Origin of the sequence: Exiguobacterium sp. s146 (assembly GCF_018618415.1) — a bacterium.
Classification (GTDB): domain Bacteria; phylum Bacillota; class Bacilli; order Exiguobacteriales; family Exiguobacteriaceae; genus Exiguobacterium.
Map to the genome: position 1 here is coordinate 1,183,563 of NZ_JACSMA010000001.1, position 26,488 is coordinate 1,210,050.

Genomic DNA, 26,488 nt, shown 5'->3' on the forward strand with positions numbered 1-26,488 from the left:
CTAGGTGGATAATTAATGGTGTCAACCCAATCATTTTACTTCGTATGGATATCAAGAGATGGTGATTGATAACGGATGGAATGTTATAAACAGTACTACCAGTTTTTCGGCAATCGTCCGCCGAAACGTCCTGTTGAGTCGGCTGACTCAAAATAACAATTGGTCGAAGGATCGTAGACACTCGTCTATGGTCCTTTTTTTGCTTGATTTTATGTTTTACAATATCGAAGGGCCGACAATTCAATCTCATATCGACGCGCCATAAAAAAAAAACTCTCCCTTTGATCAGGAAGAGCGTGACGTCGATGATTCTTTCATATCGTTGTGGGTAATCCCGATAGCTTATTCTCCGACCATCCCGTCGCCATCGTTGTCATGCATGTAAGGATAGAGCCAATGATCGCTTGAGATCGGCATGCTGAACCCGGCATCTTTTGCTTCTTGGATCGTCACTTGGCCGTTCCCATTCATATCGATGCTCGCGACGTCACCGTCTTCAGACACGGACTCGGCTTCAGTCGCACTCTCGGTCAGCCCGAGCGACTCGTTCACCTCGTCCGGGTTCACGTTGTCGAACGAATCGGTAATGACATTTCCTTTGATAGTGTATGTGTACTCATAGTGTGAAGGGATTTGCGTCTCCGTATCCGGATAGGTGATGATGGCCTCGAAGTCGGTCGCGCCGCCTGCGCTCCGGATCACGCTCTCCATGTACGCCTGGTCCCCGTGGCGGTTGAGCGTGCTGTCCTGCGGAGTGATGTTGAAGGCGTTCGAGACGCCGCCGAGCGAATCGGCGATGACGTGCCCTTCGTCGAGGTCGCGATGCTCGACACCAGGCACTTTCGCCTCGTCTGAATAATAGCGACCCGAAGACGTGACGTCCTCGAGCTCATCATCTTGCAAGACGATCTCGTCGGCGAGCACTTTCACGAGTTGTCCGTGCTCGTTCGTGAACGCCCAGTACTCGCGTTCCCCGTATCCGATATCGACGACGACATTATGCTCGCGGTCGCCTGACAAATCTCCACCCTCGACTTCAATCAAGTCGTAGCCCGTGAAGTGATCGTTCGTTTCGGTCTGGTCAGGGGGCTCCGTCTCAACGGTAACCTGTTCCTGAGGTTCCGTCTTCGACTCGGGATTCGGTTCTGTCTCGTTCGTGCAACCGGCCAACAACAGCATGGCCAGCGGGAAGGCAAGATAAGTAAGATTGTTTTTCATGTTAAAACTCCTATGTCTTTGATGCATACTTGTCCATTCTAGGAATCTTCGCCCACATTTACAAGCAAACGGATTGGAGGCGGTTTTAATCGTGCTTCCGACAAACGAGACAGATTTTGTCACAGATGGGGGAGGCGTCGCCTTAGGTACGAATGGTACAATGGGGGGAGAACGGGTCGAACAGGGGGCTCTCGAGCGATTTGAGTCGCACACCCGAGGCGTTTCAATCATTTCGTTTCAGGCTATACATACGTATACATCGCTTGAGAGGAGACGTGTCATGCAGACATATACCATTGAATATGCGTTCCAGGACAAAGAACAGACGACTCGCACGTGTGAGGTCGTTCTCGATCGGGCGCCCGACTTGAATGATAATCAACAATTGGCCGACCTGTATCAAATCGTGTCAGATGCGATTCGTAAGCCAATCACCAGTTTTGAAATTGTAGCAGTCCATTAAACGAACCCTTGACCCCGGGCGCACGCCATGGGGTTTTGTTCAGTCTTATGAAGAGGAGAGATGTGCACATGAAGATTGTCGTAGTTGGGTTAGGGGACGTCGCCAAAAAGGCGTATTTGCCGGTCTATGCCGGTTTAGAGGGGGTTGACGTCTATCTCGTCTCGAGAGACGAGGCGAAAGCGGGTCAACTCGTCGAAAAGTATCGTTTTGCCGGTCAGTATGCATCGCTCAAAGACGTCCCGTTCGAGACGATGGACGGCGCGCTGATACACTCGACGACATCGGTCCATGCCGATCAGGTCGGTTACGTGCTCGCGCAAGGCGTGCCCGTCTTCATCGATAAGCCGGTCACGTTCATGCTCGAGGACACGGAGCGTCTCGTTCGCCTCGCTGCCGAGCAAGGCGTCGAGCTCATCACCGGGTTCAACCGCCGTTTCGCAACGGCGACGGCTGCCTTGAAAGAAGTATCCGACCCGAATCTGGTTTTGATTCAAAAGAATCGGACGTATCAACCGGCGACGCTGCGTGAGTTCATCATCGAGGACTTCGTCCACGTCGTCGATACGCTCCGCTTTTTGACCGGGCTCGCGCCTGTCGAGAATCTGACCGTTCGGACGCGCCATGAGGCCGGGACATTGAAACAGCTCCAGATTCAATTCACGGCCGGAGGGGTAGAGGCGATTGGCATCATGAACCGGGACAACGGTTGTACGGAAGAAGTGATGGAAGTGATGTCCCCTCGTCTGAAACGGGTGTCGCGCGATGTCGAGCGAGTGTATGACTTTACCCGTGACGGCATGCTCGAGCGCGCGCTTAACCCGTGGGAGTCGAATCTGACACGCCGCGGCTTCACGACCATGCTTGACGAGTTCCTAAAGCTACTCGTCGGTGAACCGAACGACTCGGTGCGAGCTGAGGACAGTTTGACGACGCACGCCCTCTGTGAACGCATACTAGAACAGGCTTCGCACTGATCGTGTCGTTTCTGCGATCCGTCGAGCGGGTATTAACTCCGTAAAAGGAGGGGATGCGCATGGATATTCGTGAGCTCGTCATGCAGGTGAACGACCTGTTATGGACATATGTACTCATTTTCGTTTTAATTGCCGGAGGGTTGTATTTCACCATCCGGATGGGATTCGTCCAGTTCCGCATGCTGCCTGAAATGTTCAAGTTGCTGTTCGTCAAAGGAATTAAACACGAGAAAGGGCAGGTGTCGTCGTTCCAGGCGTTCGCCATCGGAACGGCCGCACGGGTTGGGACCGGGAATATCGCCGGCGTCTCGACGGCCATCGCGCTCGGGGGACCGGGGGCCGTCTTTTGGATGTGGCTCATCGCGATCATCGGTTCGGCTTCCGCTTTCGTCGAGAGCACGCTCGCCCAAGTGTATAAAGTGCACGACGGGAAGGCTTGGCGCGGTGGACCGGCCTACTATATCGAGCGGGCGCTCGGTCAACGGTGGCTCGGCATCGTGTTCGCGATTTTAATCACGTTCGCATTTGGATTCGCGTTCAATTCGGTTCAGGCCAATACGATCGCTCTATCCATCAATAACGTCTTCGAAATCGATACGCTCTGGGTCGGCATCGTCTTGGCCATCGTGACCGCCATCATCATCTTCGGCGGAATCCGTTCGATTTCAACGTTGTCAGGGATTATCGTCCCAATCATGGCCGGCGGCTATATCCTGCTCGCCTTGTGGGTCGTGTTCACCAATCTAGAGGTCATCCCGGCCGTCTTTTCGGCCATCTTCTCAGAAGGGATCCTCGGCTTCCGCCAACTGCTCGGCGGTGCGGTCGGTGCGGCCGTCCTGCAAGGGATTCGCCGCGGATTGTTCTCGAACGAGGCGGGGATGGGGTCGGCTCCGAATGCGGCCGCGACCGCGGAGGTCAGCCACCCGGTCAAACAAGGTCTCATTCAATCGCTCAGCGTGTTCGTCGATACACTCATTATCTGTACGGCGACGGCGATGATTGTCCTCATCTCGGGAGTGCCGGGGTCAGAGGACTTCCAAGGCATCGAGCTCGCACAAGAGGCGCTCTTGACAGAAATTGGACCGCTCGCGACGACACTCATGACAATCGCCATCCTATTGTTTGCGTTCAGTTCGATTTTGGCGAATTACTATTATGGGGAAACGAACATCGAGTTCATCTCCGAACGAAAAGTGTATCTGGTCATCTACCGGATCGCGGTCGTCGGGATGGTCTTGTTCGGCTCGGTTCGATCGGCGGGGTTGGTTTGGTCGATCGCCGATATCTTTATGGGCTTGATGGCGCTCGTCAATATGTATGCCATCTTCCGACTCAGTAAGGTCGCCAAAGCGCTGCTCGACGATTATGTGGCACAGAAGCGGGTCGGACGTGATCCGGTGTTCAATCGTGATGATGTGGATTTACCTGGTAAAGAACATGTCGAGGCGTGGGAAGCGAAACGAGAGAACATCAGTTAAAATCGGGGCAAGAATCGGACGCGTCGCGCCATTCTTGCCTTTCGTTTATCGATTTTTTATTTCAAATACCGTATTTATTTAATAAAATACAGAAAAGAGTGCACGAAATGATACAACCATTCCTTCATACATTCAAACGATTTTTTGCCGAACGATTTTTTGACCAAGCCGCCATGTTGGCCTATTATTTCATCCTGTCGACGTTCCCGTTCTTACTGTTCGTACTCGGGATTGTCGGGTGGCTGCCGTTCTCGAGCGGAGACGTGATTTCCGCACTCGCCCTGGTCATGCCTGAAGCCAGCTATCGATTGCTGGAAGGGAACATCGAGGCGATTTTTGATGATTCACGGTTGCGGATTGCCTCACTCAGCATCTTGCCGGCGCTCTGGATCTCATCGATGGCGGTCCAATCGCTCGTCCGGTCGCTCAATGACGCCTATCGCCTGATTCGGAACAAGGCGTTCTGGCGGGGCGTCTTGCAAGACATCGCCGTGACGCTCGCGCTCATGTTCGTCTTGCCATTCTCGCTACTGATCCCGGTCATCGAGACCGCGCTCAGGGAGTTGGCGACACATATCATCTTTATTGACGACATCGTCGAACGCTATGCGCAAATCTGGTTCTATTTCCGTTGGATTGTCGGCACGCTCGTCCTGTTCAGCGTCTTCTTGCTCGTCTATAAGTGGTTGCCGAGCCATCGCGGAACATTCCGTGACAGTTGGGCCGGGGCGGCGTTTGCTACCATCGGCATCTTGACAGTTTCGAACGTCTTCAGCTACTATTCACAGTATGCAAACTATGAACAGTTTTACGGTCAACTTGGTGCCTTCATCATCTTGCTGATCTGGTTTTATTTGGCGGCCTCGGTCATCCTTCTCGGGGGGCTGTTAAACGCCACGCTTATCGAACGAAAAGAAATATCCGGTTGACGTGTAAATGCTTGTTATCATTCTTTGATTCAGGGAATGATACGGTTAAGGTCACATCTTTTAATCGGAGGTGGGAAACATGGATATGCAACGGCTCGTACACAATCGTCGTTTCATCGATCAAACATTGTTTTACCTCGCCTTACAATTATGGAAGTGGGTTATGTTACTACCGGTCTTGTTCTATCTAGACGTTTCGATGAGCAGTGCCCCGTTTTCCCAGTATGTGGCGGTCAGTCTGTTGCTGTATGTGGCGTTCCGTGTCATGCAGTACGTGATTGCGAGCCGGGCTTCGTTGATGGAGTTACTCGAATTCGGCTATGCGGTGCTATCGCTCGTCCTCGTCTTCTCTTTACTGCTTGAAGTCTCAGCATCGCCAGGGGCCATCGCCTTTGTGCTCGGCGTGTTCTTGGTCCATCCTTCGCTCGCCTTGCACCATTACCGTGACTTCACAGAACGGAAGTGGTTGAACAAGCAGTTCCAATTGTTCAGTCCGATGCTTCGAAAAGGTGAGATTCCAGTACACGTGCTCGTGTTGACAGAGGATGAAATTATCATCACGGCAGAGAGTGGGAAAGAGTACACGTATCGGCATATCTACTGGGGCGGATTCTATATCGAAAATGTCTCATGAAGGTGGTCTAATCATTGAATAGTGTGATTGTGATGGTATTTTGGGTAGTAACGTTTATTGTGTTCTTCAAAGGGGCGTTCGATATGTGGCGAGAATGGCGTGCCACGAAACAGCGCTCGGTCCTATATTTCTTTATCGTCTTGTTGCTCACTTGGTTCTGGTTCAACCCTTACCAGCTGACGGCGCTTCATCCGTTCGTCTTGATGGCGTATTATTGGAACCGGAATCGTCGGATGCGCAACGCGATGCTCGTGCTCGTCCTCGTGCCATTCTTCATTCAACTATGGTTCATGGCGAGAGCGATGTAATTTATTCAGACCACAGACAAGATGTCTGTGGTTTTTTCTTTAATCCATTGTCACAGTCATTTATAAAACGAGCCGCGTTAGAATAAGGATACGTGACCGTGCGCAACAAAAAACGCGAGCCGAACGGCCCGCGTTTTTTGATTGATGTTATTCTTTTTTCGCAACGGCGAGTTCAGCTTCCATTTCACTGAATTCACGGTTAATCAGTTTCTGCTCACGTTGGCTCGTGAACGTACTGACGAGCACGATGGCGAGCATACTGAGGAAGAAGCCTGGCACCATTTCATAGATGACCGTCGAGAGTCCGGTGACGATCCAAACGATGACCGTGATGGCCCCGACGAGGATACCGGCAAGTGCACCTTGGCGCGTCATCTTGTTCCAGTATAGTGACAAGAGAATCGCTGGACCGAACGCTGAGCCAAAACCGGCCCAAGCATAACCGACGAGCGTCAAAATCGTGTTCGACGGGCTGAGCGACATGAGTGTCGCGACAAGTCCGACCGTCAAGACGCCGATTCGACCGGCGAGGACCATCGTTTTTTCACTGGCATCTTTATTGAAGAACTTGCGATAGAAGTCTTCTGTCAAAGCCGAAGATGTCACGAGAAGCTGCGACGATACCGTCGACATGACCGCTGCTAGAATTGCAGCGAGCAAGAATCCAGTGATGAACGGGTGGAACAATACTTCTGAGAAACGGATGAACACCGTCTCCGGGTCAGCGAGAGGATTGCCTTGACCACGGAAGTAGGCGATCCCGACAAGTCCAGTCATGACGGCACCGATGATTGAGACTGTCATCCAGCCCATACCGATACGGCGTGCCGTCTTCAATGATTTCACATCACGAATCGCCATAAAGCGGACGATGATGTGCGGTTGACCGAAGTACCCAAGTCCCCAAGCGAGGAGACCGATAATTCCGAGCGTCGTTGTTCCTTTGAACAGGTCGAACAATTCCGTGTTGATTGTCGAAGCCGTATCGACGGCGTTCGAGACACCACCGACGTCAGTCAAGGCGACGACTGGGACGAGGACGAGAGCGAGGAACATGATGACACCTTGCGCAAAGTCCGTCCAACTGACGGCTGTGAAACCGCCGAACAGTGTATATAGTGCGACGACGCTAATCGTCACGATGACACCTGTCTGATAGTCGAGCCCGAATGAGCTTTCAAACAACTTCCCGCCAGAGACAAGTCCGGCTGACGTATAGAACGTGAAAAAGATGATGATGACGGATGCAGACAGGATCCGTAGCCAGTTCGAGTGATCTCGGAACCGATTCTCTAAAAAGTCAGGAATCGTGATCGAGTCATTTGCCATCTCTGTGAAGACACGTAGACGGGGAGCGACTAACAAGTAGTTCAAGTAAGCTCCGATGACCAATCCAACGGCTAACCAAATCGCTGATAATCCCGTGGCATACATTGCGCCCGGAAGTCCCATTAACATCCAACCACTCATATCCGAAGCTCCGGCTGACATGGCGGTAACACCTGGCCCCATCTTGCGGCCACCTAACATATAATCTGATGAATCGGTCGTCCGTTTATAAGCGACGTATCCGATGAGGAGCATCATCACGAGGTAAAGCGCGATGGATACCCATTCTTGCCATAACATTTGATTACCTCCTGTTTGCTTTCAATTGTGTCGATTCAATCAATCACGGTTCAATCATGTGTGTGTCTCACACAAATGAGTCAAACTTGAATGACTAGGCGAACTTGTGACTAACCATAACGGACCACGGAAATCATTGCAAACTGGCATCTTTTCATAAAAACGGCTCTAAAGCGCATAGTATCAACGGATGAGTGCATTATTTTCCATGATTAAAGTTTAAACATTCTAACAATTAGTTATGTTCGTGACACTTCTGTGTCATCTTTTTGTCATATAACTCGTCATATTTTATGTCTTTAAACGCAAACGACGGCTTCTCCCTTTACAGAGAGAAACCGTCGTTTGATTGCTTAAATCACTCGGTGGTGAGATTGAACGCGATTTTTTCGACAGAACGCATCGTCGGGAACGTCTGCCCGGATTTGGCTTGCATCGTTACCAAGGCATATTGTTTCCCATCCCGCTCCATCAAGAACACCATCGTATAGCCCGATTCGTCGGTATAGCCGGTCTTGGTCGCTGTGACGAGTTTCGAGTAATGGATGCTCCGTTCATTGACGGCCGATCCGAGATGATACCACCAGCGTCGCTTTTGATTTCCGGCAGCATCTTTAAACTTTGCCTCATATTCATACGTTCCGGCAATCTCGACGAGTTCAGGATAAGTGCCGAACGCATACGTGATGCGAGCCATGTCGAGCGCAGTCGTATAATGATTCGGGTCGGAGTAGCCATGGGCATTCCGGAACTGGGTCCCGGTCAGTCCAAGCACTTGGGCGCGTGCGTTCATCAGTTCGACGAACTCATTCGTCGAGCCGCTCACGTACTCGGCTAGACTATTGGCCGCGTCATTTCCTGATTCGAGCAATGTCGCGTACAAGGCCTGGCGAACGGTCAAGCGGTCACCGACCGCGAGATGGACAATATGGCTGTCCCATGGGATATCCAAAGTAGATTTTTTGACGATGACGACGTTTTGATCGAGTTCTTTCTCGGCGACGGCCTTCTCATAAGCGAGAAGTGCGGTCATCAGTTTGGTCGTACTGGCCGGGAAGACGCGGTCGGCACCATTCTTGTCAATCAGCACCTGGCCATCTGTCAAATTGACGAACGCCATCGACCCGACGAGAAGTTCGGCCGTATCGGGCGACACGAGCGGTTGAGTCGTCCATGGTTTGATTGGAATCTCGGGGAACGACGGTCCTTGTTTGACCGGTACGGCGGCCGCGGCCGGCGCAACGGTTTTCGGTTCTGCTTCTTGTTTAAAGCCGATCAATGCAGGGATGATGGCAAGTAATCCAATCATGGCGAGGCCGACAAAGAGTCGCCTCATGATGTACGTGTTTCTTCGATGTCTGCGGTTTCGTTTCACTAGATAATCGCTCCTTCATTGTTTACTTTTCTACCATAATGGATGAGGCCTCCTGAAATCGTCTTCAAAATCAAGAATCAGGTCAATAATTGAGGCGTATGAAATGAATCGGAAGGGGTATACACAGTAACAGACACTTATCTTATTAGAGGAGGTACGTTTATGCATCGTCATCCGTTCACCAATTCACTCTGGCGTCAGCACAATGCGGTAACACCTTATCCGCGACTTGAGAGCTCTATTTCGTGTGACATTGTCGTCATCGGGGCAGGAATCGCCGGGCTCGTCACGGCATATGAGTTGCAACAGCGCGGCAAGCAAGTCGTCTTGCTCGAAGCGACTGAGATCGGCCGGGGGACGACCGGCCACACGACCGCGAAATGTTCCGTTCAGCATGGGACCGTCTATTCCAAATTGATTCGGACGTTCAATCAAGAGACGGCGCGCCTCTATTACGAGTTCAACGAGCAGGGACTCGCCTATTTGCGGCAACAGGTCGAGGCCGGGTTCGACATCGATTTCGAGACAAAAGATTCATATTTATATTCAATCGATGGGTCGAGTCAACTCGTCGCCGAGCGCGAGGCGTATGCACAACTTGAGCTGCCCGGGGGAGACGCGACCGAGGAAGTGAAGGCGGTCCTCCCGTTCGAGGTCAAACAAGCGATCGTCATTCGCGACCAGGCCCAGATGCATCCGGTCAAATACTTACACGAGCTCGCCAACCGCTTCGTCGGGGCTGGCGGGAGACTCCACGAGAAGACACGGGCGACCGAAATCAGTCCGGGACCGCGCCCGATCGTCACGACGTCGACAGGGCGACGGGTCCAGGCGAATCAGGTCGTGGTCGCCACCCATTACCCGTTCAACGACATCCGGGGGCTGTACTTCTCGAAGTTTGAGGTCGAGCGTTCCTATATCGTCGCTTGTGAGACGGAACAGAGCGTCCCGGACGGTATGTATTTGAGTGTCGATCAGCCGAGCCGGTCGTTCCGTACGTTCAAGGATGGCGACAAGACGTATATGCTCGTCGGAGGCGAAGGACACTTGAGCGGACACGTCACCGAGACCCGCTCGCGCTATGACCGCTTGGACCGCTTCGCCCATGATTCGTTCGGGGCCAAGAAAGCGAGTTTCCGCTGGTCATCCCAGGATCTGATCACGTTGGACCACCTCCCGTACATCGGGCAAATGTTCAGCCGTGAGCCGGACGTGTTCGTCGCCACCGGGTTCGCCAAATGGGGGATGACGAACGGGATTGCCGGCGGACTGTTGCTGGCCGATCGACTGACCGGGCGCCCGAATCGGTTCAACGACTTATTGGACCCACAACGCTCGAAATTGAAACCGGCCGACGTCGGGCAATTCTTAAAGACGAACCTCGACACGGCCGTTCAATTCGTCAAAGGGTCACTGGAAAGACCGGGTACACTCGACGACCTGCAACTTGATGAAGGCGGGATCGTCCAGGTAGACGGCAAGAAGGTCGGCGCGTACCGTGACCTCGACAACGAATGCCATCTCGTCTCGACACGATGCACCCATATGGGATGTACCGTCAATTGGAACGATGCGGAACGCTCATGGGATTGTCCGTGCCACGGTTCACGGTTCGACACGAAAGGAAACGTGTTGGAAGGACCGGCGACACAACCGCTCGCCTATGATCGGAAAATCGATGTGCCGAAACAATAGGCAACGCGGGTCGTCTATATTAAAGTAAAGAAGTAACGATATAACTGTCATAGGGGTGGAATCAGAATGGAACTAACAAAGCAGTGGCGTGACCATTTCAAACAATTGCGTGCCTTCGACGAGGCGATTTCTTTACTGTATTGGGACATGCGTACCCAGATGCCGGAACAGTCGGCACCGCTACGGGCCGAGACAATCGGTTATCTGTCGACCGAGGCGTTCAAACGCCAGACGAGCGAACCGTTCAAAGCGTTGTTGGCGGAGATGACCGAGACGGAGGATTTGACACCGATCGAATTGCGTTCGGTCGCGGTCGCCAAGACCCAATATGAGCGGAACGCTAAAATCCCGTCTTCGGAATATCAGGCGTATGTGACGCTCGTCTCCGAAGCCGAGACGGCGTGGGAGAAAGCGAAGGACCAGGACGACTGGGCCATGTTTGCCCCATACCTCGAGAAAATCATTGGATTTCAGCGGAAGTTCGCCGACTATTTCGGCTATGAGTCGCACCCGTATGACGCCCTTCTCTACGACTATGAGCCGGGGATGACCGTCGACCAGCTCGATGCGTTGTTCCAGACACTGCGCGACGAACTCGTCCCGCTTATCCGCCAGTTGCCTGAACCGGTCCAGGGACTCGACTGGTCGATGGATAAGGCCGTGCAGCAGCGACTATGTGAGGATTGGATGCGTGTCGTCGATTATGATTTGACGCGCGGGCGTCTCGATGCCACGGTGCATCCGTTTGAGATCACGATCAACCGCCGTGATGTGCGCATCACGACGAAATATGACGAGACCGATTTCCGCAACGCCTTGTTCGGCACGATGCATGAGGCCGGACACGCGACGTACGAGCAACAGATCGACTCCGAACTCGATGAACTCGGACTCGGTGGTGGCGCCTCGATGGGAATTCATGAGTCGCAGTCCCTCTTCTTTGAAAACTTTGTCGGACGGAGCGAGGCCTTTTTGAAGAGTGTCTATCCGCGCCTGCAATCCGAACATCCGCAATTGCAGAACGTCGGCTTCGAGACGTTCTATGCCGGCGTGAACGAGGCGAAACCGTCGCTCATCCGGATCGAGGCGGACGAGTTGACGTATAGCCTGCATATCATCATCCGTTATGAGCTCGAAAAGAAACTCATCCAAGGTGAGCTATCGGTCGAGGAGTTGCCAGCGGCATGGAACGCGCTCTATAAGGAATATCTCGGCGTCGATGTACCGAGTGACGCGAAAGGCGTCCTGCAAGACGTCCACTGGGCCGGTGGATCGTTCGGCTACTTCCCGAGTTATGCCCTCGGTCTGATTTATGCCGCCCAATTGACAGAAGCGCTTCAAGCCGCACACCCTGACTTCGAGACGCTCGTCAGCACGGGCACGTTTGGTCCAATCAAACAATGGCTCGAGGACAATGTCCATCGCCATGGCAAAGCGCTGACACCGAACGAACTCATCAAGCAAGTGACCGGTGAGGATATCTCGGTCCGTCCGCTCATCCGCTATTTGACGAACAAATATCAAACGAATTGAGGCGACGTTGATGAAACTGTATGCACATCGTGGCGTGATGGCGTGCTATCCTGAGAACACGATGTCAGCGTTCCGAGCCGCGGTCGACGCCAATGCCGATGGGATCGAGGCGGACGTCCATATGACGAAAGACGGGGAACTCGTCCTCATCCATGACGAGACGATCGACCGGACGACGGACGGACACGGTCAAGTCGCCTCGATGCGCCTGTCGGAGCTGCGACGCGTCAATGCCGGTGTCCCGTTCGACGTCGAGGACCGCATCCCGACGTTGGAAGAGTTGCTCGACCTATGTCGGGGGACATCGCTTCGACTCAATCTCGAGGTCAAGACCGATATCGAACGCTACCCGGGCATTGAGGAGCGGCTGATAGACGTCATCGGTAATCAACATCTCCCTGTCGAACAAGTCGTCTTCTCCTCGTTCAACCATATGACTCTGAATCGGTTGCAGAAGCTGGCGCCAGAGTTCGAACGTGCCGTGCTCCTGGCCCAACCGCTCTACGATCTCGTCGCGTACTGCGAGAAGGTCGGGGCGACGGCAGTGCATCCGCATGTCCGGACGTTGACCGATGATGAAATCCTCGGGCTTCACGAGTTTGGGCTCGCGGTACGGCCGTATACCGTCAAAACCGTGGCGGACCTCGAACGCTTCCGCCGTCTCGGCGTCGATGCCCTGTTCGTGAACGACATCGAATGGGCAAAAGCATATTCAACCCTGTAACGTTACGCGTTACGGGGTTTTTAAATAAAAGGGAAGGGGAAGTGTGGTTAATGTAAAGAAAGCGGTTTCATTCGAATGTGCTCACGGACATATTGAGAGCACACCGTCGTCTTTACGCCGTTGCTCCGTTGTCTTAAATTAAAGATGTCACCAGCTACATAGCAATCAGATGTAGCACACATTGCAGCACCGCATCAAACTTGTTGAATGCAGTCAATCGGTCAACCCAAGCAGAAAAAGGAGGAAATTTCACATGAAGAAATTGATGTCTTTACTTGGTACACTCGCCTTGGCGTTCGCACTCATCGTACCGGTCAGTGCAGATGGTCACGAGAACGCGATGGTACGTGTGCTCCACGCTTCACCTGACGCACCTGCAGTAGATGTGTACGTCAACGGTGAAGTGGCAGTCGAAGGCGCAGAGTTCAAAGCGCTCACAGACTACTTGACTCTCCCGGCTGGAGATTACAATGTGGAAATCAAGCCAGCTGGTGATGCAGAGACGGTCGTCGTTGCGGCAGACCTCTCAATCGAAGCAGGCAAATTCTACACAGCGGCAGCAATCGGCCAACTTGAAAACATCGAGATCGCAGCCATGGAAGACGATGCGAACTTTGAAGATGGAAAATCGAAAGTCCGCGTCGCTCACTTCGCACCTGACGCACCGGCAGTCGATGTCGCTCCTAAAGGCGGCGACCCACTCTTCTCGAACCTTGAGTTCAAAGCAGTGAGTGACTACGGTACACTCGATGCTGGCACGTATGACCTCGAAGTCCGTCCGGCTGGAGCGACTGACGTCGTCAAAGCACTTGACGGTGTCGCCCTCGAAGGCGGTAAAAACTACACGGCGTTCGCGATCGGACTTCTTGAAGGCGAACCAGCATTTGAAGTCCTCCTCGCAGCAGATGGTGGGGAAATGGCTGGAGCACCTGACACAGGTCAAGGTGGTCTCGCACAGACAGCATCGATGAACTGGTTGCTCGCAGCAGCGGTTCTTGGTGCAGCAGCAGCTGGCTTCTATGTCTTTCGTCGTCAGAAGCAAGACGCTTAAGCTACTCTTCATCGCAACGTTAGCGTTCCTTATGATTGCACCGGGCGCAGACGCACCGGACGCGGACGCGAAATTGACGACCGTCGGCTTCGCCGAACCGCTCGTCCTAGCAGCGACCGAGATTGATCGACAGTCATTCCGTACCAACTCGTTTATTCCAAAACGACTGAAGATTCCGTCAATTGATGTCAACGCGGTGATCCAACCGGTCGGGAAAGACCGACTCGACCGGATGGATACGCCGACCGAGACGGATGAGGTCGGCTGGTATCGGTACGGGGCGAAAGCAGGGGCGACCGGAAACGTGGTCCTATCCGGTCATCTCGATGACCTCAGCGGTCCGGCCATCTTCGCGAACCTTGGCGACTTACGCCTCGGAGAATCGGTGACGCTCCAGCGTGGCAAAAAGGCAATCGCGTATGAGGTCGTTTCCATCGAACGGTATCGGCTCGAAGACGTCCCGCTCGCCTCAATCTTTGCGGCGACCCAGGCGGAACGGCTCCAGCTGATCACGTGTGCGGGTCCTTATGACCCCGATTACGGATACCGCGACCGAATCGTCGTCACGGCGATCGCCAAATCTTGAATCAACATAAACCCCCGAGTGCGGATGGTCGTACTCAGGGGTTTATGTTGTAGTGTTGGGAATACAAAAAAACGACCGGGCCGTGATTACGGGCCCCGTCGTTCTTATGCGTCCATTCGGTCAAGGAGTCTTGACAGAAGAATCAATTCGTCATCTGAGAAATCAGTGAACACGTCCATCAAATACTCGATTTTCATGTCTTCGAGTGTCTCGAACAAGGCACGGCCTTCTTCCGTCGCTTGCAATTCGACGACACGACGATCGCGTTCGCTGCGTTCACGGGAGATCAACCCTTTTTTCGTGAGTTCATCCGCGAGAGCGGTGATCATCGAAGCCGAGAATTGAAACTCGTTCGATAGAGCCGAGGCGATTTGAGGACTGTTTTGACAAAGCGAGCGGAGGATGAAAAATTCGTTTCGCGTCAAGTATTGTGAGAACATCGACCGGAGGTTCTTTTTCACTCCGCGGTAGTTCATGCGAATCCCTCGCTCAGCATCGGCGACGAGCTGGCGGCGGGATGCTGTTTGTACAGGTGTTGTCATCCTCAAGAGTACCTCCTACATAAAATATCATTATTTGCATATATTTCATAACATAAAAACATTCTACAACAAAAACATGAAGTCTGTAAAGTTATGATGGCTCTTCACGGGTACGAAGTTCTTGGATGACCTCATCGTAATGTTTCAAATCCGGATAAAAGCGGCGGAAGAAGAACTCGATTTGCTGGTCATCGCCCTCTGCGAGCAATTTCGCGAGGACGGCGTAGACGACGCCCATCCCTTGGCGGGGTAGGAGCGACGACGGCAACAACGTCGCACATTGGACGGCCCGATTGAAGTAAAGGTCGAGCGTGTCGCTCAAGTCTTGGAACGTGCGAATCTCCGCGTAATGGAACATGCGCGTCAGCTCGATGATCGTCGATAGGTCCGTGTCGAGCAGCCAATCGCTCTGGAAGATGGCATTGTCGAGTTTCTCGACGGTGACGTCATTGGCGATATAGTAATTCAAATTATCTCGCGTGATGCTCACTTTGTCCGGAGATTCGACGATCCGTTCGACGGTCTCTTGCTCGAACGTCCGCAACTGTTTGCGTATATTGACGAACTCGGAGTCGGCGATCTCAAGGAGCCCCGCGACGCGGCTGAAACTGCGCTTGATTTCCGGAGGGACGGCGTTCGGGTTCTTATACCCGAGGTCATGCTCGATCTCGGCCCAGGCATGCTGCAAGATGGACCGGACTTGAATCTCGGCCTCTTTGTCCTCGAAGCGCCGGTACTCCCCCAGGGCGAGCCGCGTGTCGCTCAAGCCGACGACGTAATGGACCGACAAATATCCGAACTCGTTCGAGTCGAGCAACGTGGATTTATCAATCGACTGTTCGCGGTCAATCCGGAACTCGTCCTCAAGGATTTGGGCCACGGCCCGGACATCATCGTGGAAATAGGTCACGATCCGAATCCCCGCCAAATCTTGGACGTCGCGCAACGATCGGTATTGATACGGTTTGCGGGACAGCTTGGCATATAGGCTCTCGGCTTCCTTCGCTCGGGCGACGATTGAATGGAACTGGATGCCGGCGTCGTTCAACAGCTCGCTGAGGAGCGACTTCAGCTTGGCGGCGAACGCTTCGTAATCTTCTTTCTCGTTCATATAGTCGAGCATGATCGTATTCATATCCTGTCTCGGCATCAACATCACTCCTTGTCTCATTATATGTAGTATAGCATCAAAGAAATCGCTGTCGCATCTGTCGTCCGTGCCTATGATACAATACGGTTTGGAACGGGAAGGAGTGTCACGCATGAGAGTGAGCCATACGTTGAAATCGGCCGAGCGCGAAAAACTCGAGATCGTCGCCGGATTGTTGCAGCAGGCAGGATATCGGTCTGGTAAGATCGACTGGCAGACCGGCATCAATATCGTTCGAATCAGTCGCGAAGAAGTGTCGTCTGAGTCGGACGAACGGGCCCGCATCCAAGGCATCGTCGTCCATTTCGGGATCGAGGACTGGACCGCCACGTTTTCTTGAACCCCTCTTTTTTAAATCGCTGGAAGAAATGGGTTTTGTGACTCATTTTTCGGGAATAGTATATTATTCGATTTTAGATCAGCGGACGTTTAGGAGGATGAATATGTTAGAAACAAGAATCGTGCGGGATATGACCTCGGTCGACCATGAAGTGAACGGGATGGTATCAGGGGGATGTGTCAACGAGCACATTTACTTATTTGCGAGAGATGAAGAATTGACGGTGCGGCTCGCCGCAGAGGCGGGTGTGCAACCATACCGCATCACCGAGAAGGGGCTCTGGGAGTCGCTCATGTCGAAGTTCACGAAAAACTCGGATGACCGCATCGAGCAGCTCGAGAGCCTCGGTCTGACGAAAGAGATGGTCGAATCGCTCGAAGGGGAGATTCAGGCCGGGAAAATCGTCCTCGTCTGCGACAAGTCATAAAAAGAGCCGGAACTGACAATGTCAGTCCCGGCTCTTTTCGTCATTTCGTCTCATAATAGGCGTTCACGATTCGGCGCAACGAGCGCTCGTTCAAATCGAGCGGTTTGAATCCGGCGTCCTGTAACAGACGTTTCGTGTTCGCGTCGTCGAATGCGATATCGCGATTCAAGTAAGGATTGAACACTTTCACCATCTCGTTGAACGTCTGCTCGGCTTGGCTGAGCGAAGACGTCGCCGTCTCCGTGATTTTCAAGTGCGGGAAGGCGAGCGCTTGCTTCATATAGTCGAGCATCGTCACATTGCGAGGCGGGGCATCGTTCGTCACGTTATAAATCGTGTCCGGTTTGGCGTGTTCGATGGCAGCGAGGAGCACATCGGCCACGTAATCGACCGGGACGAGATTCGATGTGCCGGTCTCAGAGCCGAGGAGTCGGATCGGTCCATCCGGTGCCCCGCGACGCTCGAGGCGGCGTTTGAACACCTCGAGGGCACGCATATAGCCGTACATCGTGAACTTCGAGTCGGCCTCTCCGGTCTTCGAGTCACCGACGATGATGGCGGGACGGAAAATCGAGACGGCGAGGTGGTCCCGTTCCGCCCAGACGGCCTGTTCGGCGTGGGCCTTGCTCTCCTCATACGGATTATGGAACGTCTGGTCGGTCGCATACAGCGTCTCATCGCCGACCTCACGTGCTCCGAGCGTATACGCGGTACTGACATGGAAGAAGCGGGGACAATGAAGCGCCTTGGCGAGCGCGAGCGCTTGTCGCGTCCCCGTCAAGTTCGTCTCGAACAGTTCCTCCCGGAGTTCCTCATCGAATTTGACGAGGGCCGCCATATGGAGCACCAAGTCGAACGAACGGTCATGGTCGGTGATAAAACGGTCATCCGCTCCGAGGAACGGGGCCGTCAAATCGCCGGCCAGGACGGTGATGGAGCGAAGTTCGTCCCGAGAGAACATCGCCTCCACTTTCTCAGGCGTTCTGGCGAGGACGCACAGTGTGTGTCCACGATGAATCAGCTCGCGGGCGAGCCGTCCTCCTAAAAATCCGGTCGCACCGGTCATAAAAATATTCACAGCGTTCTTCCTCTCTTTTCAGTCTCTCCCCATCATAACAAGGGACGGCGGAATGAGCCACTTTCAGCATAAAGAATAAAATTAGGGGTTTAACAATTTTTAAAGTCGGTTATGACTTAAGGAGAAGCGTACGCAAGGTACGTCATGACAGTGTTGATCTGTCAAATAACTTAAGTGAGGTTTTTTAGAATCATGGCTAATCTATTCGGAACAGATAAGGATGGCAACAGGAAGAAGCAAGAAGAGATTGAAAAAACGGTTCAGGAGAAAGGGATTACGCAAATCCACATGTACTTCTCCGACGTGCTTGGAGACTTGAAGCTACTGACTCTCTCTGCAAAATTGTTGCCGGAAGTCTTTGAAGGGAAGACGATGTTTGACGGTTCATCCATCGCCGGTTTTTCTTCCATCAAAAACTCAGACTTATTCTTGAGACCGGATTTAGATCGTCCACGCTACGAGCAGGACGGGGACGAGAGCATTCTCGCCTTCTTCTGTGACGTCTGCACACCGGACGGCGAACGTTACGAGTTCGACCCGCGCAACGTCTTGAAGGATGCCCTCGAGCGGGCGGCACGTGACGGCTACTCGATTTTCGTCGGTGCCGAACCAGAATTTTTCATCTTCGACGAGAACGGCGACTTTTACGATGAGGCGGGATACTTCTCGACACGCTCGGAAGACAAAGGGTATGAGGTCCGTCAGCATATCGCCAACCGCTTGAGCGAGGTCGGTTTCAACATCGAGGCGGTCCACCACGAAGTCGCACCGGCCCAGCACGAGATCGGCATCAAATATGATGACGCGCTCCACACGGCCGATAACATCCAGTTCTTCAAAGAGGTCGTTCAATTGGCGGCCCAAGAGAAGGGCGCGAAAGTGTCGTTCTTGCCGAAACCGCTCCGCGACGTGAACGGTTCGGGGATGCACCTCAACATCTCGGTCTGGAAGAACGACAAGGACGGCAACCCGACGGTCAACGCGTTCGAAGAGCCGGAGTCGGATTACGGTCTATCGCTCACGGCCCGCCACTTCATCGAAGGGATTTTGAAGCATGCCCGTGCGACGGCCATCTTCACGAACCCGCTCCCAGAATCGTATGAGCGTCTCGTGCCAGGTTTCGAGGCACCGGTCAACATCTGCTGGAGCCCGTCGAACCGAAGTTCGATGATTCGCATCCCGGCGTCACGCGGCAGCGCGACACGCGTCGAGGTCCGTAACCCAGACCCGAGTGCGAATCCGTATTTTGCGCTCGCGGCCTTGATTTATGCCGGACTCGAGGGCATCGAGCAACAACTCGAGCCGTCAGCACCGAACGAGGACGACTTGTTCGAGTACTCGGCGAAACAGATCGAGAGCCAAGGCATCTCGTCACTCCCGGCGACGTTCCATGAGTCGATTCAATCACTCAAGTCGGACCGGTTCCACGATTACTTCAACCACGACTTGATCGACCGCTACTTGTCGCTTATCCAAGTCCGTAAATAAGCACGATCTACAAAAGCCCATTCCTCGTCCGAGGAATGGGCTTTTTACGCTTAATGGATACCGCGCATATACTTTTTGATGACCGGGGCGAGTGCGAACAAGATCATACTGAGTACGATCGCTGCGCCACCGATAATCCCGAAGTAGAGCATCTCGTTCTCTGGTGAATAGAACCGGACGAGCTGGGCGTTAATCCCTTGCGCCGCCGCGTTCGACAAGAACCAGAGTGACATCGTCTGGGCCGAGAAGGCGGCCGGGGCGAGTTTCGTCGTCGCCGACAAACCGACCGGCGACAGGCTGAGCTCACCGAGCACGACGATGAAGTAACTGAGGACGAGCCAGAGCGGGTTGACGAGCGTGTCCGGGCCACCGAAGTAGGCCGGGAGCAAGATCACCAAGAAACTGAGTCCGGCGAACAAAATCCCGAAGGCGAACTTCGTCGGGATGCTCGGCTCACGGTCACCGAGTCGGACCCAAAGCCATGCGAACACCGGAGCGAGCATGATGATGAACAACGGGTTGAGCGATTGGAACCAAGCCGGTGACAGCGTGAACCCTAAAAATTCAAGGTCGGTCCGCTTATCGGCATAGCTGGCCAAAATCGTCGCACCTTGCTCTTGAATCGCCCAGAACATGACCGAGGCGATGAAGAGCGGGATATAGGCGATAATCCGTGACCGCTCGACTTCCGTCGTTTTCGGGCTGCGATACATGACGATGAAATAAATCGTCGGAATCGCGATCCCGAACACACCGACGAGACCGATGAACGTGTTAATCGTGAACAAGCCTCGTGGAATCAAGATGGCGAGTAAGCCACCGATGAGGACGACCGCGATCGTCGTGTACTTGATCGCGTTTTTCTTTTCAGATTGCGTCAACGGGTTCGGCACGTATGAACCCGCGAGACCGAGGTTCTTTTTCTTCGTGACGATGAAGACGACGAGACCGATGAACATCCCGACCGCTGCGAGCGCGAAGCCCCAATGGAAGCCATAACTCTTTTGGACCCCACCGACGATCAAAGGCGAGATGAAGGCACCGAGGTTAATCCCCATATAGAAGATACTGAACCCGGCGTCACGACGACGGTCCGTCTCATTGTAAAGATCACCGACGATGCTCGAGACGTTCGGTTTCAAGAGACCGGTACCGATGACGATCAATGCCATCGAGATGAACAAGAACGTCAAACTGCCCGGAATCGACAGCACGATATGACCGAGCATGATGAATACACCGCCGAAGAAGACGGCACGGGATGTCCCGAACACACGGTCAGCTAGCCATCCCCCGATGACCCCCGACATGTAGACGAGTGCACCATACACCGACATGATGGACAAGGCGACGTTCTGGTCAAGGCCGAGACCGCCTTCTGATACCTCGTAATACATGTAGAAGACGAGGATGGCACGCATCCCGTAATACGAGAACCGTTCCCAAAACTCCGTGAAGAATAGCGTGAACAAGCCCTTAGGCTGTCCGAAAAAACCTTTTTGCGGCACGCTGTCCACAATTCTCTGTTTATCAATTCTTTCCATGAAAAATCCCTCCTAGACCGTATAATCATAAAAAGAATCATTATGTTTGTAAAGAATAATAGAAGCAAATATTCAAAATTTAACGAACTTGACACGAAACAAAAAATCACACTAAACGACTAGGTTCAGTGTGATTTATTTGGTCAAGCCGTCTTCTGTTTCGCTTCGGCTGCGCTGACACGACGTCCGAGTTGCCAGTAGATGAGACCTGACACACAACTGGCCGCCCCGACGAGAATCAAGGCGATATGGCCGGCCCGCTGATCGAAGAACAGGCTCGCCATAATCGGAGCCGTCACCCCGCCAATCAACCACTGGATACTGGCGGCACCGTTATAGGCCCCGCGCATGTTCTCCGGAGCGATCAAGGCGATGAACGTCTGTTGGACCGGCGACATGATCATCTCGCCGAGCGTATAGAACGCGTATACCGCGAGCAAGACGCTAACGAGGACGAGGTACGGTGTCCCAAGGGAGTAGAGGAGACGAGGCATGACCGCGATCAGAATCATGCCGACGCCGAAGATGGTCGCCCCGGCGAGCATGACGTTACCGAACGGCTTGCGTCCGAGCTTCGAGGCAATCGGGAACTGGAACAACACGACCATGATGCCGTTCAAGGCGAGCATATAGGCGAACGGGTTCTCCCGGTCGGTGAACGACGGCATCGACTCCCGTAAGAACAGCGGCAACATGCTCTCGATGAGCGAGAAGCCCATCGAGATGAACACTCCGGCGAAGATGAAGACGAGGAACACCTTGTCGTTATAAAACACTCGCAGGACGTCCCGGTTCGACGGCGTGTCGGCCTCGGTCGTCTCCGGGAGCGATTCTCGGATGTAGCGTCCGAGCACGAGCGCATACAAGACGAAGACGAGCGAGGCCGAATAGAAGATATACTGCCTATCGATGAACAGGACGGCGCTGCCGAGGAGCGGGCCGAGTGCGGCCCCGATGTTATGGCCCATCCGCAACAGACCGAACGCCTCGTTCATCTGTTCCGGTTCGGTCACGTCCGCGACCATCGCGCTCGCGGCCGGATGGAACAACGAGTTCGTCAAGCCGAGCATGGCGTTCAAGAGAAGGAGCGGCCAGAACGTCTCGGCGAACGCGAAGCCGACGAGGGCGAGGGCGTCGCCGAGGATGGCAATCATCATGATCGGCTTGCGGCCATACACGTCGGCGAGCCGTCCGCCGACGACGGAGCCGATGAGGGCCATGATCGGACCGGTCGCCATGATGACCCCGACCTGGATATAACTGTCGAGCTTGTCGCTGTAATAGAGGACGAGGAACGGCGCGATCATGAACATCATGACACCGGTAATCGTCTCCCCGAGGAAGCGGATCCAAATATTGCGGTCGAGTCGTTTGAGTGATTGAATCATTGGGTTCACCTGCTTTAGTTGATGGAATGAAAAAAGGGACGCGGCATGCACAAAGGCATACGCGTCCCTACGATCTTAGACATGCCTCGGAAGGCAGGCGAACGTCACGGATTCAAATCACGGAGAGGCGCCTGCCGGTCAATATGGACTTGGACGAATGAGCGTTGAATGACTGACATGGATACCTCTCCTTTCTGCATTGGACTGTCTTCTTTTCAAGATTATGATAATTCGGTGAAATGTGTCAACACAAATTATGAATGTGTCATAATAATTCGTTCAGATTCTTGCGGGCGAGCCGGTAGTCAATCAAACGCGAAAACACGACTTGAATCATCGCCGTGACCGGCACGCTGATGAACATCCCGACAAGGCCGAACAGGCTACCGCCGATGATGATTGACGTGATGACCCAGAACGGCGTGATGCCGACGCTGTCACCGAGTATCTTCGGCCCGAGCCAGAGCCCGTCGAACTGTTGCAACAAGAAGATGAACAAGAGGACGAGGAGTGCCGTGAACGGGTCGTAGAAATAGGTGATGATGAACGCCGGAATCATCCCGAGCAGTGGCCCGACATACGGGATGAAGTTCAAGACGCCGACGATGACACCGAGGAGAAGCGCGTACGGCGCCCCGATAATCAACAGACCGGCGACGGCCAGCACCCCGATGATGAGGCAGTCGAGCGACTTCCCAATGATATAGCGCTTGAAGATGTAATCCATCTCTTGGAAGATATCGATCGTCGTCTTGGCCGACGCGACCGGGAACATCGCATACAGCAGCCGCTTGAACATACGGGCGAAGACTTCTTTGTCTTTCAATAGATAGATCGAGATGACGATCCCGATCAAGAAGTTGATGAGCGTCATCGTGAAGCTCGACACGTAACTGACCGACGAAAGGACCGCCGTCTCGACCCAACCCGAGAAACGCTCCTCGAACCGACTGAAGTCGATGGCCTGCGCAATCGTCGCATTATACTCCTTCAAGTACGTGTTCAACTGCGACAGGAACCCATTCATCTGCCGGATGTAGGACGGGAGTTCCTCAATAAGCGAGGCGAGACTCGAATAGATGCGCGGGAACAGTGTCACCGCAGAGATGACGAGAATGCCAATAAAGACGATATAGACGATCAGTAAGCCTTGATATCGTTTTAGATGAAACCGTTCTTCTATATAGGACAGGACGGTATTCAGGAGCAGCGCGATGGCGATTCCCATAATAATCGGCGTCAGCAACTGGAACGTATATTGCGTCACTCGCGAAATCGTATCCGGTTCGCTGATGACCTTCCAGAGGACGAGCAAGATCAAGCCGATCACGCTCAACTTCTAAATCAATTGACGGTTTAGTTCCAATGGTCCATCCCCTCATGTTTTAAATTGTGTAGAATAACGTTCAGTTTTACTATGAACGTTTTTTTACCGTGATTCAAGAGAACATCCTCATTTTCAAAAAAGGATTGACAAGATTGGTAACGTCTGGTTAACTAAGTGACATATTACAAAAAGACAAATTGCATATAAAAACACTTTCTATCAAGAGAAGCGGAGGGACTGGCCCGATGAAGCTTCAGCAACAGATTGTTCCAATACTGTGCTAATTCCAGCAAGGTGACCTTGAGAGATGGAAAGGTGGTTGTTTGAATACGTCCGTATCTCGACACCCCTTTCCGCGGAAAGGGGTGTTTTTTGCATAGGAGGACTATTCATGACAGACAGACGCTCACACTTATTAAAAACGTTACCACCCCAACATTTCGTCGGACTCGCGAACGAGGTGGCCGAACTCGAACAGGCCGGCCATGACATCATCCGACTTGGACAAGGGACACCCGACCTGCCGACGCCCGAGCCGATCTGTGATGCGCTCCAGACGGCACTCCTCGACGTCTCGACCCATCAATACGGTCCGTTCCGGGGTCAGACCAGATTGAAGCAGGCGGTCGCGACGTTCTATCTGAACGAGTATGGGGTCGAGGTCGACCCGGAGACCGAAGTCGCAATCCTGATCGGATCAAAGTCGGGTCTCATTACATTGCCGCAATGCGTGCTCGAACCTGGGGACGGGATTCTGTTACCGAACCCGGGCTATCCCGATTATATCTCGGGGGCCAGACTCGCCGGTGCCGTCATCCGTGACCTCGTCCTCCGAGAAGAGAACGGATTCTTGCCCGATTATGAGACGCTCGACTCCGAAGGGGCGCGACTCATGTATTTGAACTACCCGAGCAATCCGACCGGTGCCGTCGCCTCGCCCGCCTTCTTTGACGATACGGTCCGTTTCGCCCAGGAGCGGGACTTGATGGTCGTCCACGACTTTGCTTACGGCAGCATCGGGTTCGATGGCCACGTCCCACCGAGCTTCTTGCAGGCAGAAGGAGCGAAAGAAGTCGGCATCGAGGTGTATACGATGTCGAAAGCGTTCAACATGTCCGGTTGGCGCGTCGCCTTCGCCGTCGGCAACGCGGACATCATCGAAGCAATCAACACGTATCAGGACCATGTCCACGTCAGCGTGTTCTCGGCCATCCAAGCGGCGGCCGTCGCTGCGCTCGAGGCGCCCCGTACCATTCGCGACGATTTGGCCCGGCTATACGAGGCACGACGAGACCGCCTCATCGACGGATTGAACCGGGCCGGCTGGGCCGTCGAGCCACCGGAAGGTTCGTTCTTCGTCTGGGCGAAAGTGCCTGAAGGCGATGCCAAGTCGTTCTCGCGGAAACTGTTGCATGAAGCCGGTGTCGCCGTCACCCCGGGCTACTTCTTCGGCTCGGAAGGGGATGGCTACGTCCGCTTCGGTCTCGTCTCTCCAGAACCGAAGATTGATGAGGCCGTCGAACGAATCGAGCGGTTGTTCGCCGCCTATGAGGAGGTGCGCGCATGATTCGTCAGGCCGTCCTCGAATATGACCACGCCGATGACGCGCTTGACCGCCTCGACGACTTGATTGACGACCGACGCGCCCACGTCCTGCACGGTCATAACGGGTATGGCGTCGTGTGCGCCGTCTATCCCGACATCGTCGACTATCCGGCGACAGCGTTCGGCGGGGAATGCACGGACGCCGAAGTCGAGCGGCTCAAAGCGTTTGACGCCGATGTGTTGATCGCCATCGGGGGTGGCAAGCTCGTCGACACGGCAAAACTCGTCGCCTATCAACGGAGCGTCCCGCTCATCGTCATCCCGACGCTCGCCTCTAACTGTGCCGCGTTCACGCCGCTCAGCGTCGTCTATCAAGAGGATGGGAGCTACGACCGTTACGACATGTTCCGCGTCGTCATCGAGCGGGTCATCGTCGACTCGCGCGTCATGAGACGCTCCCCATACGAATACTTCCGGGCCGGTGTCATCGACACGGTCGCAAAATTTTACGAGGCACGCTATTTGAGCGGGGACAGCTCGATTGATGCCGGCGTCAACACCGGGCTAGCCTTGGCCGAACAGTGTGGTCGACTCGTCGAACTCGATTTGAGTGAACATGCCTTCAAGTCATATAGCGACGACGTCCGCTTCGCAATCGATCATGTGCTCGCGATCGGCGGTGCCGTCGGAGGATTTGGGGACGCCGGGACACGTGTCGCCGTGGGGCATGCGGTCCATAACGCCTTGAGCCGATTCGACTCGACGCACACCTTCTTGCATGGGGACAAGGTCGGTTTCGGCCTGATCGTCCAAGAGCGGTTGCGCCACTCGGCCGATGCCCCATATTTGGAGGCATGGTTGAAGCGATTCGGTGCCCCGACGACACTCGAGACGCTCGGGATCGGACCCGACGACATCCCGATTCTCGTCGACTCCGTCATGGTGGAGACCGAGCTGCAACAGTTGCCAGCACCGCTCAATAAAGATTTTCTGAAAATAATTTTTGAAAGTTTACAATTATGTGTTTACAATTAAAAGAATTAAAAGTAAGATGATAACAAC

At 53.7% G+C, this 26,488-nt stretch carries 25 protein-coding genes and 1 riboswitch; of the genes, 16 read left to right on the forward strand and 9 right to left on the reverse strand.

The annotated features are described in order from the left end of the window. Nucleotides 1-342: 342 nt before the first annotated feature. A complete protein-coding gene (locus tag KNP83_RS06130; protein ID WP_214761447.1) occupies nucleotides 343-1,218 on the reverse strand; it encodes a DNA/RNA non-specific endonuclease in 876 nt (291 codons plus the stop codon). 280 nt (nucleotides 1,219-1,498) lie between these two features. Here KNP83_RS06130 and KNP83_RS06135 point away from each other — a divergent pair, with 280 nt between their 5' ends. The 6 genes from KNP83_RS06135 (at nucleotide 1,499) to KNP83_RS06160 (ending at nucleotide 6,004) form a co-directional block, all read left to right on the forward strand. Next, nucleotides 1,499-1,681, forward strand: coding sequence for a hypothetical protein (locus tag KNP83_RS06135; RefSeq protein WP_214761449.1), 183 nt, complete (start codon nucleotides 1,499-1,501; stop codon nucleotides 1,679-1,681). A 68-nt stretch (nucleotides 1,682-1,749) separates the two neighbouring features. After that, a complete protein-coding gene (locus KNP83_RS06140; protein WP_214761451.1) occupies nucleotides 1,750-2,655 on the forward strand; it encodes a Gfo/Idh/MocA family protein in 906 nt (301 codons plus the stop codon). Nucleotides 2,656-2,714: 59 nt separating this feature from the next. Further along, nucleotides 2,715-4,133, forward strand: coding sequence for an alanine/glycine:cation symporter family protein (locus tag KNP83_RS06145; RefSeq protein WP_214761453.1), 1,419 nt, complete (start codon nucleotides 2,715-2,717; stop codon nucleotides 4,131-4,133). Between the two features lie 107 nt (nucleotides 4,134-4,240). Next, nucleotides 4,241-5,062 carry a YihY/virulence factor BrkB family protein gene (locus KNP83_RS06150; RefSeq protein ID WP_131471179.1) on the forward strand — a complete coding sequence of 274 codons (822 nt, stop codon included), beginning with the start codon at nucleotides 4,241-4,243 and terminating at the stop codon, nucleotides 5,060-5,062. A gap of 79 nt (nucleotides 5,063-5,141) precedes the next feature. After that, the gene (locus KNP83_RS06155; RefSeq protein WP_021067503.1) at nucleotides 5,142-5,696 is read left to right on the forward strand and encodes a hypothetical protein; all 555 of its coding nucleotides are present in this window, start codon (nucleotides 5,142-5,144) and stop codon (nucleotides 5,694-5,696) included. An 83-nt stretch (nucleotides 5,697-5,779) separates the two neighbouring features. Then, on the forward strand, nucleotides 5,780-6,004 hold the full coding sequence (locus KNP83_RS06160) for a hypothetical protein (RefSeq protein ID WP_251026068.1): 225 nt from the start codon (nucleotides 5,780-5,782) through the stop codon (nucleotides 6,002-6,004). Nucleotides 6,005-6,151: 147 nt separating this feature from the next. Here the strand turns inward: KNP83_RS06160 and putP are convergent, their stop codons facing one another. Next, on the reverse strand, nucleotides 6,152-7,633 hold the full coding sequence (gene putP, locus KNP83_RS06165) for a sodium/proline symporter PutP (RefSeq protein WP_214761455.1): 1,482 nt from the start codon (nucleotides 7,631-7,633) through the stop codon (nucleotides 6,152-6,154). 358 nt (nucleotides 7,634-7,991) lie between these two features. Next, on the reverse strand, nucleotides 7,992-8,969 hold the full coding sequence (locus tag KNP83_RS06170; protein ID WP_214720013.1) for a D-alanyl-D-alanine carboxypeptidase family protein: 978 nt from the start codon (nucleotides 8,967-8,969) through the stop codon (nucleotides 7,992-7,994). Between the two features lie 201 nt (nucleotides 8,970-9,170). On the opposite strand from KNP83_RS06170, the gene KNP83_RS06175 reads away from it, so the two are divergent. The 5 genes from KNP83_RS06175 (at nucleotide 9,171) to KNP83_RS06195 (ending at nucleotide 14,597) form a co-directional block, all read left to right on the forward strand. After that, entirely contained in the window at nucleotides 9,171-10,703 is a 1,533-nt protein-coding gene (locus KNP83_RS06175; RefSeq protein WP_214761457.1) for an FAD-dependent oxidoreductase, read from the forward strand. Nucleotides 10,704-10,769: 66 nt separating this feature from the next. After that, the gene (locus KNP83_RS06180) at nucleotides 10,770-12,236 is read left to right on the forward strand and encodes a carboxypeptidase M32 (protein ID WP_214761459.1); all 1,467 of its coding nucleotides are present in this window, start codon (nucleotides 10,770-10,772) and stop codon (nucleotides 12,234-12,236) included. A gap of 10 nt (nucleotides 12,237-12,246) precedes the next feature. After that, nucleotides 12,247-12,960, forward strand: a complete 714-nt coding sequence (locus tag KNP83_RS06185) for a glycerophosphodiester phosphodiesterase (RefSeq protein WP_214761461.1) — start codon at nucleotides 12,247-12,249, stop codon at nucleotides 12,958-12,960. A gap of 253 nt (nucleotides 12,961-13,213) precedes the next feature. Then, on the forward strand, nucleotides 13,214-14,011 hold the full coding sequence (locus KNP83_RS06190; RefSeq protein WP_021067496.1) for a DUF4397 domain-containing protein: 798 nt from the start codon (nucleotides 13,214-13,216) through the stop codon (nucleotides 14,009-14,011). Further along, entirely contained in the window at nucleotides 13,980-14,597 is a 618-nt protein-coding gene (locus KNP83_RS06195; RefSeq protein WP_214761463.1) for a class F sortase, read from the forward strand. The genes KNP83_RS06190 and KNP83_RS06195 overlap by 32 nt, the downstream gene beginning before the upstream one ends. Nucleotides 14,598-14,701: 104 nt before the next feature. Here KNP83_RS06195 and KNP83_RS06200 read toward each other — a convergent pair whose 3' ends face one another. Next, on the reverse strand, nucleotides 14,702-15,139 hold the full coding sequence (locus tag KNP83_RS06200; RefSeq protein ID WP_021067494.1) for a MarR family winged helix-turn-helix transcriptional regulator: 438 nt from the start codon (nucleotides 15,137-15,139) through the stop codon (nucleotides 14,702-14,704). Between the two features lie 91 nt (nucleotides 15,140-15,230). Continuing rightward, the gene (locus KNP83_RS06205; RefSeq protein ID WP_251139198.1) at nucleotides 15,231-16,289 is read right to left on the reverse strand and encodes a GTP pyrophosphokinase; all 1,059 of its coding nucleotides are present in this window, start codon (nucleotides 16,287-16,289) and stop codon (nucleotides 15,231-15,233) included. 112 nt (nucleotides 16,290-16,401) lie between these two features. On the opposite strand from KNP83_RS06205, the gene KNP83_RS06210 reads away from it, so the two are divergent. Then, nucleotides 16,402-16,629: a hypothetical protein gene (locus KNP83_RS06210; protein WP_214761467.1), complete on the forward strand. Its 228-nt coding sequence runs from the start codon at nucleotides 16,402-16,404 to the stop codon at nucleotides 16,627-16,629. 103 nt (nucleotides 16,630-16,732) lie between these two features. Further along, a complete protein-coding gene (locus KNP83_RS06215) occupies nucleotides 16,733-17,056 on the forward strand; it encodes a YflT domain-containing protein (RefSeq protein ID WP_021067491.1) in 324 nt (107 codons plus the stop codon). A 40-nt stretch (nucleotides 17,057-17,096) separates the two neighbouring features. On the opposite strand, the gene KNP83_RS06220 is transcribed toward KNP83_RS06215, so the two are convergent. Next, complete coding sequence (locus KNP83_RS06220) at nucleotides 17,097-18,134, reverse strand: SDR family oxidoreductase (protein ID WP_214761469.1); 1,038 nt, start codon at nucleotides 18,132-18,134, stop codon at nucleotides 17,097-17,099. A gap of 192 nt (nucleotides 18,135-18,326) precedes the next feature. Here KNP83_RS06220 and KNP83_RS06225 point away from each other — a divergent pair, with 192 nt between their 5' ends. After that, a complete protein-coding gene (locus tag KNP83_RS06225; protein ID WP_214761471.1) occupies nucleotides 18,327-19,622 on the forward strand; it encodes a glutamine synthetase family protein in 1,296 nt (431 codons plus the stop codon). Nucleotides 19,623-19,672: 50 nt separating this feature from the next. Here the strand turns inward: KNP83_RS06225 and KNP83_RS06230 are convergent, their stop codons facing one another. From KNP83_RS06230 to KNP83_RS06240, 3 genes are all read right to left on the reverse strand, one after another. Continuing rightward, nucleotides 19,673-21,166, reverse strand: coding sequence for a peptide MFS transporter (locus KNP83_RS06230; RefSeq protein WP_214761473.1), 1,494 nt, complete (start codon nucleotides 21,164-21,166; stop codon nucleotides 19,673-19,675). Between the two features lie 143 nt (nucleotides 21,167-21,309). Next, a complete protein-coding gene (locus tag KNP83_RS06235; RefSeq protein WP_214761475.1) occupies nucleotides 21,310-22,554 on the reverse strand; it encodes an MDR family MFS transporter in 1,245 nt (414 codons plus the stop codon). A 265-nt stretch (nucleotides 22,555-22,819) separates the two neighbouring features. Then, nucleotides 22,820-23,884 (reverse strand): AI-2E family transporter, encoded by a 1,065-nt coding sequence (locus tag KNP83_RS06240; protein ID WP_353048516.1) that lies wholly within the window; start codon nucleotides 23,882-23,884, stop codon nucleotides 22,820-22,822. Between the two features lie 210 nt (nucleotides 23,885-24,094). After that, nucleotides 24,095-24,195: riboswitch (SAM riboswitch) on the forward strand. Between the two features lie 77 nt (nucleotides 24,196-24,272). Between KNP83_RS06240 and KNP83_RS06245 the strand changes: the two genes are divergently transcribed. Beyond that, a complete protein-coding gene (locus tag KNP83_RS06245; protein ID WP_214761477.1) occupies nucleotides 24,273-25,448 on the forward strand; it encodes an aminotransferase class I/II-fold pyridoxal phosphate-dependent enzyme in 1,176 nt (391 codons plus the stop codon). Continuing rightward, complete coding sequence (locus KNP83_RS06250) at nucleotides 25,445-26,461, forward strand: iron-containing alcohol dehydrogenase (RefSeq protein ID WP_214761480.1); 1,017 nt, start codon at nucleotides 25,445-25,447, stop codon at nucleotides 26,459-26,461. The genes KNP83_RS06245 and KNP83_RS06250 overlap by 4 nt, the downstream gene beginning before the upstream one ends. Nucleotides 26,462-26,488: the final 27 nt, after the last annotated feature.

Coding starts and splice junctions, on each gene's coding strand:
- KNP83_RS06130 (WP_214761447.1), bottom strand. CDS start 1,218: ATGAAAAACAATCTTACTTATCTTGCCTTCCCGCTGGCCATGCTGTTG.
- KNP83_RS06135 (WP_214761449.1), top strand. CDS start 1,499: ATGCAGACATATACCATTGAATATGCGTTCCAGGACAAAGAACAGACG.
- KNP83_RS06140 (WP_214761451.1), top strand. CDS start 1,750: ATGAAGATTGTCGTAGTTGGGTTAGGGGACGTCGCCAAAAAGGCGTAT.
- KNP83_RS06145 (WP_214761453.1), top strand. CDS start 2,715: ATGGATATTCGTGAGCTCGTCATGCAGGTGAACGACCTGTTATGGACA.
- KNP83_RS06150 (WP_131471179.1), top strand. CDS start 4,241: ATGATACAACCATTCCTTCATACATTCAAACGATTTTTTGCCGAACGA.
- KNP83_RS06155 (WP_021067503.1), top strand. CDS start 5,142: ATGGATATGCAACGGCTCGTACACAATCGTCGTTTCATCGATCAAACA.
- KNP83_RS06160 (WP_251026068.1), top strand. CDS start 5,780: ATGTGGCGAGAATGGCGTGCCACGAAACAGCGCTCGGTCCTATATTTC.
- putP (WP_214761455.1), bottom strand. CDS start 7,633: ATGTTATGGCAAGAATGGGTATCCATCGCGCTTTACCTCGTGATGATG.
- KNP83_RS06170 (WP_214720013.1), bottom strand. CDS start 8,969: ATGAGGCGACTCTTTGTCGGCCTCGCCATGATTGGATTACTTGCCATC.
- KNP83_RS06175 (WP_214761457.1), top strand. CDS start 9,171: ATGCATCGTCATCCGTTCACCAATTCACTCTGGCGTCAGCACAATGCG.
- KNP83_RS06180 (WP_214761459.1), top strand. CDS start 10,770: ATGGAACTAACAAAGCAGTGGCGTGACCATTTCAAACAATTGCGTGCC.
- KNP83_RS06185 (WP_214761461.1), top strand. CDS start 12,247: ATGAAACTGTATGCACATCGTGGCGTGATGGCGTGCTATCCTGAGAAC.
- KNP83_RS06190 (WP_021067496.1), top strand. CDS start 13,214: ATGAAGAAATTGATGTCTTTACTTGGTACACTCGCCTTGGCGTTCGCA.
- KNP83_RS06195 (WP_214761463.1), top strand. CDS start 13,980: ATGTCTTTCGTCGTCAGAAGCAAGACGCTTAAGCTACTCTTCATCGCA.
- KNP83_RS06200 (WP_021067494.1), bottom strand. CDS start 15,139: ATGACAACACCTGTACAAACAGCATCCCGCCGCCAGCTCGTCGCCGAT.
- KNP83_RS06205 (WP_251139198.1), bottom strand. CDS start 16,289: ATGCCGAGACAGGATATGAATACGATCATGCTCGACTATATGAACGAG.
- KNP83_RS06210 (WP_214761467.1), top strand. CDS start 16,402: ATGAGAGTGAGCCATACGTTGAAATCGGCCGAGCGCGAAAAACTCGAG.
- KNP83_RS06215 (WP_021067491.1), top strand. CDS start 16,733: ATGTTAGAAACAAGAATCGTGCGGGATATGACCTCGGTCGACCATGAA.
- KNP83_RS06225 (WP_214761471.1), top strand. CDS start 18,327: ATGGCTAATCTATTCGGAACAGATAAGGATGGCAACAGGAAGAAGCAA.
- KNP83_RS06230 (WP_214761473.1), bottom strand. CDS start 21,166: ATGGAAAGAATTGATAAACAGAGAATTGTGGACAGCGTGCCGCAAAAA.
- KNP83_RS06235 (WP_214761475.1), bottom strand. CDS start 22,554: ATGATTCAATCACTCAAACGACTCGACCGCAATATTTGGATCCGCTTC.
- KNP83_RS06245 (WP_214761477.1), top strand. CDS start 24,273: ATGACAGACAGACGCTCACACTTATTAAAAACGTTACCACCCCAACAT.
- KNP83_RS06250 (WP_214761480.1), top strand. CDS start 25,445: ATGATTCGTCAGGCCGTCCTCGAATATGACCACGCCGATGACGCGCTT.